This is a genomic window from Bacillus sp. MRMR6 (assembly GCF_001940785.1).
Classification (GTDB): Bacteria; Bacillota; Bacilli; order Bacillales; family Cytobacillaceae; genus Neobacillus.
The window spans coordinates 1-12,235 of record NZ_MSLS01000058.1 but is presented as its reverse complement, the minus strand read 5'-3'; the positions used below and the strand labels follow the sequence as shown (position 1 = coordinate 12,235).

Sequence of the window (12,235 nt, the reverse complement as noted above, 5' to 3'; positions counted from 1 at the left end):
GGAATTCCTGCATCCTTTGCTTCCTGTAGAACCGTTTCAAATCCTGTTTCAACAACTGGAGAGAATACGATGGCATCTACCTTTTGTGCGATAAATGAACGAATTGCTTTAATTTGATTTTCTTGTTTTTGTTGAGCGTCAGAGAATTTTAATTCATGGCCAGCTGCTTTAATTGCTTCTTGCATGGATTTTGTGTTCGCTGTTCTCCATTCACTTTCTGCACCAACCTGAGAAAATCCTATGACTAATTTCTCACTATCCTTTGAACCGCCAGATCCGCTTTTCGCGTCATCTGTTTTTCCTCCTGTTCCAGTTGAGCCGCATGCAGCTAAAAACAGCATGAGTGACATGACTACTAATAAGAACATTTTCCCATTAAACAATTTCCGCATAATGAATCCTCCCTTTTTCCAATCCAAACAAATTTTCACTCAATTCCGTGAATTGGTATACACTTATTTTAAAGCGTTTTCAGTTTAGAGTGAATGGAATAACTTTCGAAAAAAATGCAATATATTTTGCAACTTTGGACCTATAAAATCACAAAAACTATAATTTCTTTATTAGAAATTGTATTTTTTTTGACATATCTCTTTTATTTTAACAAGTACAAACACAATTCTACTATTTCTTCTATAACTTTGGTGAAATGATAGTATTTGTTTTTGTTTAAATTTGCACGCAAAATAAAACCCTCTTGGTCGACAGTACGGGGTGTACTGCCTTTCCAAGAGGGAATCTGTTTATATAACTTGCTTAAGCGAGCTTTTAAACGAAACGATACTAATTTAAGTTTCTTTTTCTAGCAATTACTAAAGCTGCTCCACCCACTGCTAGTAAAATCATACCTAACATTAGATAGTTATATAGATTTGTGGATGTATTCGGAAGCTCGTTTTCCCCACCTTTAGGAGTATCGTTATCTTCTCCTGGTATTTCGTTATCTTCACCCGGTGTCTCGTTATCTTCTCCTGGTGTTTCGTTGTCTTCACCCGGTATCTCGTTATCTTCACCTGGTGTCTCGTTATCTTCTCCTGGTGTTTCGTTATCTTCTCCTGGTGTTTCGTCTGTAGGTACATATACTGGTTCCGTAATACCCGTTAATGTTGGTACTACTTTTTTAATTGTACCATCTTCGTTAAACTCCATTTTATCGATCATCACTTCACGATTAGTTCCATTACCATCAGGCATTGCAAATCGGTGATAAACAATATAGTAATCATCTGTATTTGGAACATTTAACACAGAGTGATGCCCTGTTGCTTTTATGCCAAGACTTAAATCTTTGCTTAAAATAACACCCTTCTTCGTCCAAGGTCCCATTGGAGATGTTCCTGTAGCATAAGCTACCTGATAGTTCTCACTTCTTGTGTCATCTTCAGACCACATTAAGTAATAAAGATTATTACGCTTAAATACTACAGCACCCTCTCTAAAGTTTGGCTGAGTCATGTTTACTGGTTCCTGTGCTAGCGAAATCATATCGTCATTTAATTTAGCACCCCATAAACTTCCATTACCCCAATAAAAATATGATTGACCATCTTCATCTGTAAACACATATGGGTCTATTGCTTGTCCTGAATATTTCCCTTTAGGGATTAATGGTTCACCAAGTGCATCTTCAAATCCATCGACTGGTGATGATGACTTTGCTACCCCAATCTGTTGGTTAGCAGAGAAGTAATGGTAGAAGTACCCATCCTTTTCAGCAAAACCTGGAGCCCAGGCATTACCCGTTGCCCATTCTACATCATCAGTAGCAAGATCAATAATAACCCCATGATCCTCCCAATTAATTAAATCTTTCGACGAAAATGCTTTAAATTGAGTACCAGACCACCCAGGAAAACCGTCTGTTGTCGGATACAAATAGAAAGTATCTCCATGTACAAAAATCTGTGGATCAGCATAAAGTCCTGGTAATGTTGCCGTTGGATTAACTACGACATTTACTGTCCATTCTTGCGTTTTTCCATCCTTATCTGTCACTGTATATGTAACAGGATTTGTAAAGTCTTGCTCTTCACCTGAAGCAGGGCTTACTGTTGAAGTAGACAGTACAGAAATAGTTGGTGCTAATTCAGTTAGATCGATGCCTTTCCCTTTGAACCCAACTGTAACTGTTTTTGCTTCATTATCAATGATTGTTTGACCCTTTTGACCAGATAATTCAAACTTTGCAATACCTGTAGACGGAAGTGACATCTCTTGAATTTCTTCTTCCGATAGAGCTCGATTAAATACTTTTACATTGTCAAAATATCCTTTGAAATATGCATCTCCTGAATAGAATGATTTTCCTAAGTAAGCTAGTAAGTCTGCACCTAGGTCAGTCATTGTTACAGATACATTGTTATTCTCAGCTAAAAGAATACCATCTTTATACATCTTCATGCTTGTAGGTGTAATGACTAGATTAATATTCATCCATTTGCTCTTAATAGATGGTGTACTAGATTTAACTTCTTGCTCGCTTGCCCAGCTTCCTTGCGTAATCGCATTACGAACTTCAGTATCACGAGTTCTTAAGAACATATACTTATCTGTATTCGTTCCAATAGCAAAGGTAAAGAAGTTTCCTGTTACTGTTTCTGCTTTTATATCCATTGAAATCGTAACTGTATCTCTTCCATCAAAGAACCCTGTTGGGAAAGCTGTAAATGTATTATTCGTTCCATCTAAATATAATACTTTTGAGTCTTTCTCTTGATCAGTTACATAAGTTGCATTACCATTCAAAGTTCCAGTATTTCCATTTCCGGAATGGTCTTGAATGCTACTGTTTGTACTTGTTTCATCGAAATTATACTCAAGTACAGGTTCTTGCTGCTCTTCTTCTGCAGGTGTCTCAACAACCTCTGTCCACTTCAGCTTAATAGCTTCATACTCTTCTTGTGTAATGTTTAGGACAGCCCCATGTCTCTTTCTATTAGACCCTAATGAGCCAGATCCTATTTCAAATTCATCGACTGAAAGATCAGATAAAATTAATGGTAGATATCCTTGGCCTGTTGAATATTGGTCGACCATTAAATTCCATTCATCTCGCTCATTAAATTTAAAGATTAACGGTCCTTCTACAGCGTTCCCTCTTATTTCACTCCAAGTAAATGAGCCAACCTCTGACCAATTACCTAGTAGTGAATCTGTTTTTTCAATTGTGATTTGACCATCAGCTGAGTAACGATAATACGTACCGTTATGTTCAATGATCGTCGTATCAATAATATGTGTATTTCCAGGACGATCGATAAAGATTTTAGGTTCTGTAAAAGTATAAAAGTCTCTAGTTTTTGAATAATAAACATCTTGATAGCTAAGATTTCCATTTTCATCTATTAGTCTAGATGCCCAAAATACTATATATTCACCAGTCTTTTCATCATAAACTGCTTCTGGCGCCCATACACATCCAGCATTTAGTAAACCAACTTCAGCCATTCGTGGTTCTGACCAGTTAACTAAATCCGTTGATTCCCAAATAATGATTGATTTACTACCTGCATTTTGTGCTGCACCCCAACCTTTACCACTTGCGATTCTTAAATCAGTGGCTATTTGATAGAACTTGTCCCCTTCTGGAGAGCGTAAAATGTAAGGGTCACGAACACCTTTCTCGCCTATATCAGACGTTAACACCGGAGAACCTTGATTTAAATCTTCCCAATTTAATCCATCTTCACTGCTTGCAAAATAGATTTGCTCTCCTGTTGAACTCTCGCCAGTAAAGTACGTCATTAAATACGCATCATACACTTTCTCTTCTGGTTTTGCTTTTACAGTAAGCAGTATTTCCTTCGTATCGCTCATTTCTTTATAAGAAATGGCTGCTGTTAACGTCACTTGGGTATCCGCATCCTGTCTTGTTACAAAACCTGCTGGAATTTCTCCATTAGGCCCAGTTGCTTCGTCAGTAACGATGGAAGGATCTGATGATTCCCAAGTAATGGTTACACCATCTTCATTACCTGCAGGTAACGTAACGTGACCACGAACATCATTTGCATTTGGAATTGATAGGTTATCGACTGCATTTTGGAAAATCTGCTCATCGGTTAATTCAGGTAAACCACCGTTCAATCTTACCTCTTTTTCCGATAATGTATAGTTATACACTTTAAAATCTGCTAATTTTCCAGTGAATGCTGGATCTGGTGTATACAACGATTTACCAATATATCCAATAAAATCTGCTGCAGGATCTGTCCCTGCTGCAAGAATCTCCATTACCTTATACGTATGTGGTAATGTTCCAACCTGTTGTCCATTTAAATAAAGGATAATTTCTCCTTCTTTAAATGTTGCTGTGAATGTATTATATTCGCCTGACTGTATGGTTGCATTTTGGAATAATAGTTCCTTTGAAGAATCTTTAATCCCGAAACGAGCCGTTCCATTCCCTTGCTTTGGATTTAAAAAGATATAATTATTTACATTCGGCCATACACTTTCCTTTGTCCCAAGGGTGTAAAGCCAATGATTAGCACTTGCTGTTGTGCTAAACTTTGTTTCGATTGTAAATGTTTCATCATCAATAAGTCCCTTTGGTAATTTTACAAATTTAGACTTATCTCCTGTAAAGTTCAGAATCGTGTCGTTTTGGTCCTCTTGGAAATCTCCATCACCAAACCCAGCATATTCAGCGTCAAATCCATTTTCAGTTACATCTGTTAACTTCCCATCAGCTGTTGTCATGTCATAATGCACCAGTAAAACATCGGCTGATTGTAAATAGCTTTGTTTTATTTCCTCTGCTGATCTTGAATAGTTGTATACTTTGAAATCTGCTAATTTTCCAGTAAATGCTGGATCTGGTGTATACAATGATTTACCAATATATCCAATAAAATCTGCAGCAGGATCTGTTCCTGCTGCAAGAATCTCCATTACCTTATATGTATGTGGTAATGTTCCAACCTGTTGACCATTTAGATATAGGGTAATTTCTCCTTCTTTAAATACTGCTGTTAACGTATTATATTCACCTGACTGAATGGTTGCATTTTGGAATAATAGTTCCCGTGAAGCATCTTTAATTCCAAAACGAGCCGTTCCATTCCCTTGCTTTGGATTGAAAAAGATATAATTATTTACATTCGGCCATACATTTTCCTTTGTCCCAATTGAGTAAAGCCAATGATTAGCACTTGTTGATGTACTAAATTTTGTTTCAATGGTAAATGTTTCATCATTAATAATTCCCTTTGGTAATTTTACAAATTTATACTTATTTCCTGTAAAGTTCAGAATCGTGTCGCTTTCTTCCTCTAAAAAGTCTCCTTCTTGAAAGCCAACAAGCTCAGCATTGAATCCATTGTTCGACACATCTATTAATTTACCATCTGCTTTCGTCATATCATAATGAGCAATTAAGCTGTTTTCCGTATTCGTACTTTCCTCCGCTTGCATTACTTGTAATGGGAGTAGTGATAGTAACATTAATAACGTTAAAAATACGGATAAATATTTCTTCCCCCTCATAGTTGCTTTTCCTCCTTGGCTAAGTTTAATGAATAACTAGTTACAAAAGTGTACGATTCGTTACTAAAATTGATAGAATGTTATCTTTTTACAGGCAACACCGCCCTAAATGATAAGAACTAACTTTGATTAACTGTTGAATGATAGGGCATAAAACAATACTAGTAAACATGGTATAAATGTTGAATTCTAGGCTTTTCTTGGAGGTTATATTATTTCTTAGGAGTTGAAAGGAGCACTTTGGGTTGATACATACGAGAGTCTTTGTAATTTTTAATTGTACAACTTAAGGAAGTAGAGATTCTTATCTTTTACAATAGAAAGTGGGGAATCAAAAGGCAGTAAAAAGCCTTTTGATTCCTCCCTAAAGATACTACAAATTCATCTTTCTTCTTTTAGCTACTAGTAAACTAACTCCACCTACCGCTAGTAAAATCATACCAATCATTAAGTAGTTATAAAGATTAGTAGCTGTGTTAGGTAATTCTTTACCTTTTCCTGAAGTTTCGTTGTCTTCTCCTGGTGTTTCGTTGTCTTCCCCTGGTGTTTCGTTGTCTTCTCCTGGTGTTTCGTTGTCTTCTCCTGGTGTTTCGTTGTCTTCTCCTGGTGTTTCGTTGTCTTCTCCTGGTGTTTCGTTGTCTTCTCCTGGTGTTTCGTTGTCTTCTCCTGGTGTTTCGTTGTCTGTTGCTTTAGTAACAACTACTTCTGCAAAGGCCATATAACCGCCAGTAACTGTGGATACACTTATCGTTGCATTGCCTTCCTTCAATGCTGTTACTTTCCCAGTTTCATCAACAGTCGCGATTTCCTCATTACTACTTGACCAAACGACTTCTTTATTAACTGCATCATCAGGAGTTACAGTAGCAGCAAGCTGACCTTCTTTTCCAACTTCTAATTCTAATGTTTCTTGATTAAGGGTAACATTTGTTGCCTTTTGTTCAGCAGCAGGCTCTTTGACTGCTGGTACGTTCGCAAATAAAGCCTCATATTCAGATTGTGTAACAGGCAGTATAGTTCCATGACGAGGGTGTGCAGGTAAGTCATATTCTGTTACCATTGTCCACTCACCAGAATCTAGATCTGTTGTTTCAAAAGGAACATAGCCTCTTCCGCCAAATTCATCAATAAACATGTACCATTTTTCTTCCGTATTTGATTTAAAGATCGTTGGTCCTTCTCCTGCACCTATTGAGCCTTTACCAATACCCTCTTTAATAAGCTCGAAGTTAGGATCAAGAACCGAATCACCCACCTCTTGGAAAATGAATTTTCCGTTAGGTGAAGAAGTCGTATTGTTTCTCTCATCCTTTGATAAACGATACACTTTTCCGTCATGTTGAATCATCGTTGTATCAATGACAGAGTATCCTAAATCGATATATACTTCTGGTTCAGTAAATGTGTAGAAATCTCTTGTTTTACTGTACATCATTTTGTTATAAGTCCCGCCAGTATGTTCCTCATTGTCATACAGTTTGGAAGCCCAAAAAACAATATACTCTCCTGTTGTATCATCATAGAAAATCTCCGGAGCCCACGTATTACCTGCTTCTGGCGGTGCAACCTCTGCCATTCTTTGTTCAGACCAATTCACTAAGTCATTTGACTCCCAAACCATAATTGATCTGCTGCCTTGTCTTTGTGCTCGATCCCAGTTCCAATTCCCATTAATTTTCAAGTCTGTTGCAATTAAATAGAACTTATCTCCTTCAGGAGAGCGAATAATAAATGGATCTCTTAGGCCCTTTTCACCTAATTCAGAAGTAATCGCTGGTTGTCCATTGTTTAGCTCCTGCCAATTAAGCGGGTCATTACCTTCACTTAATGAGAAATAGATCTGTTCCCCATTTGCAGTTCCTTCACCTGTAAAGTAACTGAATACATATCCTTCATATTCTTCTTCCTTCGGCATTTCCTTAACATGAGCTAAGAATGCTTTTGTAACTGTTGCATCATTTAGGGTAATAGTTGCGGTCAATCTAACCGTTTTATCACCTTCACCTTGTGCAGGACGAGTTACCTCACCGGTAGGAGTAATCATGGCAGGATCACTTGATTTCCATGTAATCGTTGAACCGTTTTCACCTGTTACAGGCAATGTTAAGTTTCCACGAACATCACGGATATTGTGAACCTTCAATTCAGCTGCATCTAATTTAACTGAAACCGAATCATGAGGTTTCTTTAATACAGTAACTATAAACTCTTTTGTTACACTATTTGTTCCATCTGTAATTGTCGCTGTGATCGTTACTGTTTTGTCACCATCTTCAAAAGAAGGTCTAGATACTTTACCTTCATTTGTAATAATGTCTTGATTTTGTGATTCCCAAGTAATGCTCGTACCATTTGGACCAACCTCTGGGAATGATAAATCTGAAGTAATTTCATCTTTGTTAACATTGTTCTTAATAAAAGCATCATAGTTTAATTGTTTACTAGCATCTTGAAGAAGTAAATCCTCCATACCAGCAATTTTTTCATCTGCTTTTTCCTTTAATTCACTTACTTCTTCTGCCGATAATGCACCATCATAAATTTCAAAATCAGCAATCATTCCACCGAAGTAAGGGTCACCTGAATAGAATGAGCGTCCAATAAATCCACTTCTTCCATTCACATTGTTAATTTCCGCTAATGTATATCCCTTTGTAGATCCAGAAGCAACCTCAACACCGTCAATGTACAATTTCAGCGTCTGATCTTCACCTGACATAACAGTTGTGACTAGCTTCCATTCATTCGCCTTTAATGAACCGGTTGTTGCATTTGCACTTGCTTCATTACTCCAGCTTGTAATTCCAAGTCCTACTCGAGCAGAACGGTCTCCTGAATTTCGTTTTGGTGTAGTAAATAAATATTTATTACTATCTTGACCTAATGCATAAATCCATTCGGCCTCATTTGTACCATTCCAATTTACAAGGGACGACACTGTAACACTTTCTAAATCATTTAACACACCTTGCGGCATTTCAATATAAGAGCTTGTAGAACCGCCCTTAAAGTTGATCACTCCAGCTTCTTCCCCCATAATTAAAACAGCATTTTCAGGATTTACAAGCTTTCCTTCAAAATTACCAGTATTATCCACAACCTTCGTTCCATCAATTTTGTTCATATCATAATCAAGGATTAGGTTTGTTCCTTCTGGTTCTTCAACTGGAGGAACTGTAGTTTCTTCATCTGCTAAAGCAGAAACTTCATCAGCATTTAATGCACGATTATAAATTCTAAAGTCATCAAACTTACCTTTAAATAAGCTGTGGCTGCTATTGATAGACTTACCTAAGTAGTTCATTGTCGTTTCTAACAGCATTCTAGGTTCAACGTTATAAGTCGAGCTTCTTGCCACTTCTTCCCCATTTACATATACTACTGCATCATAGCCTTCAATTGTCACAGCTACATGCTGCCAGCTAGAAGTAGATAGCCTTGGAGCCCTCACGGCATATTTATAACCGCTTCCTAAAGGAGTTGTTTGATTTCCAAACTTTTCAGTGAAAGGAGTAACGATTGCGAACTCTAAGTTCCCAGAATCACCTTGGGTACTTAAATACATCGTATTACGATTGACAATTCTGCCTGTATCAGATGCAAAATCAAAAATCCGCTGATTTGCTTGATTTTGTCCAACATTAACCCATGTAGACATTGTCATACTTTCAAGGTTAAGGTCTTTTATTAAATTTTCAGGAAGCTCTACATAACCCGTACTTCCATCTAATTCTACTGATCCTGTTGAATTTGCAATTGTATCCTCAGTATTAATAGTTGAACCGCCAACTAATTTCGCATCAAATCCGTTATTTGAGACATCTTTAACGGTTGTTCCATCCATATCATTATCATCAAATGTATAATGAACAACCGGTGCCTCTGAAGGTTCTGGTGCAACTATACCATATTTTTCCTGAAGTGCATTATATTCCGCACGAGTAATCGGAATGACTGTACCATGACGTGGTCCTGGCGGCAGTGCATATTCATTAGTTGGCAATAAATTATTTACAAACTGTGTTCCATCCTCTAAATTTGTCGACCAACGAACATGATATGGCCAAGAATCTAAGAACATATACCATTTATCCTCATGGATATCTTTAAATATTGTTTGACCTTCATTGTTACCTAGATGTCCAATTAAACCACTGTTACCACTTTTTGTCCTAGGAATGACATCATATTGGAACCCATTTTCAGCGATTCCGTCTTTATCATAAAAAATATCTGTTGTTTTTTCGTAATATACTCTGTAGTTAACTTCTGATTTTGTAAATCGATAAAATGTACCATTATCTTCTACAAAGCTTGTATCGATTGTAGGAAAGCCCTCATCGATAAATACTTTTGGTTCTGAAAAAGTGATAAAATCCCTAGTAGTTGCATAATACATAACATTGTACTGTCCTGCTGGTCTTCCATTAGGGAAACTTCCGTATGTTTCTGAGTCTTTCATTGAAGACGCCCAGAATACAACATATTCACCTGTTTTTTCATTATAAATGGCTTCAGGTGCCCACGTGTTACCACCCGTTTTAGGAGCCACTTCTACCATCCGTTGCTCGCTCCAGTTTACAAGGTCATCGGATTCCCAAATCATCATGTAATGGCTTCCTGTTATTTGAACTTGGTCGAAATTGGTGCTCTCACCCATTTTCAAGTCAGTAGCCAGCATATAAAATTTATCGCCTTCCGGAGAACGAATGATAAATGGATCTCTTAATCCTTTTTCACCCATATTCGATTGAATAATGGATTTTCCATTATTTAATGCACGCCATTTCAATGGATCTTCGGCAGTAGCAAAGGAAATTTCCTCTCCGCCTTCATATTCTCCTGTGAAATAAGAGAAGAAATAGGCATCATACTCTAATTCACCTGGGTCTTTTTTAACTGTTAAGTTAAATTCCTTTGTTGTTTCAGCGTTTCCATTAGCTATAGTAGCTGTTAGTGTTACATTTGTATCTGCTTCAGGTCTTGTTATCCAGCCAAGCTTTTTAGGATCTTGGGCAGCTTGAGCAGAACCTTTAATAATTTCTGGATTTGAAGATTCCCAAGTAATAGTACTTCCATTCTTACCTGTAACTGGAAGACTGATATTTCCTTTTACATTATCTGTATTTTCAAGAATTAAGTTAGCTGCATCTTGTGCTACCTTATCCTCATCGGTAAACTCCTTTAAAACCGTTACTGTAAATATTTTCTGTGCTGTACTGCCACCATAAGATAAGTTGGCAGTTAACTCCACTTCCACATTTTCCTCCGTTAAATCAGTACGTGTAACTTTACCGTCATTTGTGATGACATTTGTGTTACTTGAAGTCCACGTAATAGCTGCTCCATGCTTACCTGTCGTTGGGAGTGCAATATCCTTTGTAACTTCCTCTGTACTTTTATCTTCACTATTTAAATAGTGAGAAACATCCAATGATTCTTGTGCATCATTGATAACGAGTTGATTGATATTTTCTATTTTATTGGATGTTTCTGTGTATAAAGCTGTAACCTGTGCATTTGACATGGCACCATTATACACACGGAAATCTCCTACCATGCCTTTAAAAGAGTCGTCATTTTTAAAGATCGATTTTCCGATTAAACCAGAAAAACCTGCGGCTGGGTCTATAATTTCCGATAATTTTTTCCCGCCTGCTGAACCTGTTGCCGCCTGGTTTCCATTTACATACAAGGTGATTGTATTATTTGTTCCTGAGAAAACAACCGTTGCAACTTCCCAAGAGTCCGCTTTCATTGTCGCTGTTCCGCTGATAAGGGATTCATTTCTCCATCCGGCTGATGAAATCCCTGTTGCTGCAACATTTCTAGCACCATGACGCGGTGTAACGAAGAAATACTTATTACCATACTCAGCATCATTCGTCACAGTTCCTAAACCAAAAATCCAACGATTTACACCGTCATTATTCCAATTTACAAGAGCCGAAACGGTTACATCTTGTAAACCATTTAATAAATCTGTTCCATCTTCTGCTTTAGGTATTTCAATATACCCACTATTTGAAGTTGAGCTTCCACCATTAAAAGAAACATATCCAACCTCATTGTTATGCATTAATTGACCATTATCAGGATTCTTAAATTCCCCATCAAATGCTTTATCACTTCCGGAAACATCCTTTATAATTGTCTGATTTCCATTTTTCACATTCGATTTCATATCATAATGGAGAATTAATTCAGGAGTGGCAGGTTCTTCAGCCAAAAACGACTGTGGAAATATTCCTGATAAAGTGTTAAAGATCATTAAGGTTATTAAAAATATCGAGAATCTTTTCCTTAATTTCATTATTAATCTCCTCATTAATTAGTTTTAATAATATTCACCATTCGAAAACCAAAGCTATTGCTAATGCAATAGCTATTAATCTCGAACAAGAATTACTCTCTTAATATTCACGTGTTGGAAGAAGCTCTTCAGCTTGATCCATTGTGTAAATGCTTTCCTCTACAGCTACACGCTTCGGAATTTCTTCACCAGCTAAGTATGCTTCAATCAAATCAACCATTTGCGGTCCAAACATTGGGTTACATTCCACTGTCACGTTCATTTTTCCAGCTGCCATTGCTTCAAATGCACCTTTTACTGCATCAACACCGATGATGGTAATGTCTTTACCTGGTACTAAGCCGTATTCTTCAATTGCTTGGATGGCTCCGATTGCCATATCGTCGTTATGGGCATACAATACATCAATGTTCTTTCCATCAGACTTTAAGAACG

Annotated in this window: 4 protein-coding genes; all 4 read right to left on the bottom strand. The window is 37.2% G+C overall.

What is annotated here, in order from left to right:
• Positions 1 to 392: substrate-binding domain-containing protein (locus BTR25_RS26055; protein ID WP_139311348.1), on the bottom strand; the 392-nt coding region annotated here is incomplete at its 3' end.
• Positions 393 to 783: 391 nt separating this feature from the next.
• Positions 784 to 5,487: a family 43 glycosylhydrolase gene (locus BTR25_RS26050; RefSeq protein ID WP_075690871.1), complete on the bottom strand. Its 4,704-nt coding sequence runs from the start codon at positions 5,485 to 5,487 to the stop codon at positions 784 to 786.
• 373 nt (positions 5,488 to 5,860) lie between these two features.
• A complete protein-coding gene (locus tag BTR25_RS26045; RefSeq protein ID WP_075690870.1) occupies positions 5,861 to 11,800 on the bottom strand; it encodes an immunoglobulin-like domain-containing protein in 5,940 nt (1,979 codons plus the stop codon).
• A 100-nt stretch (positions 11,801 to 11,900) separates the two neighbouring features.
• The coding region (locus tag BTR25_RS26040) for a substrate-binding domain-containing protein (protein WP_139311347.1) at positions 11,901 to 12,235 on the bottom strand (335 nt) is incomplete at its 5' end.

What these genes read in the sequence shown, in the direction of transcription:
- BTR25_RS26050 (WP_075690871.1), bottom strand. Translation starts at nt 5,487, where the DNA reads ATGAGGGGGAAGAAATATTTATCCGTATTTTTAACGTTATTAATGTTA.
- BTR25_RS26045 (WP_075690870.1), bottom strand. Translation starts at nt 11,800, where the DNA reads ATGAAATTAAGGAAAAGATTCTCGATATTTTTAATAACCTTAATGATC.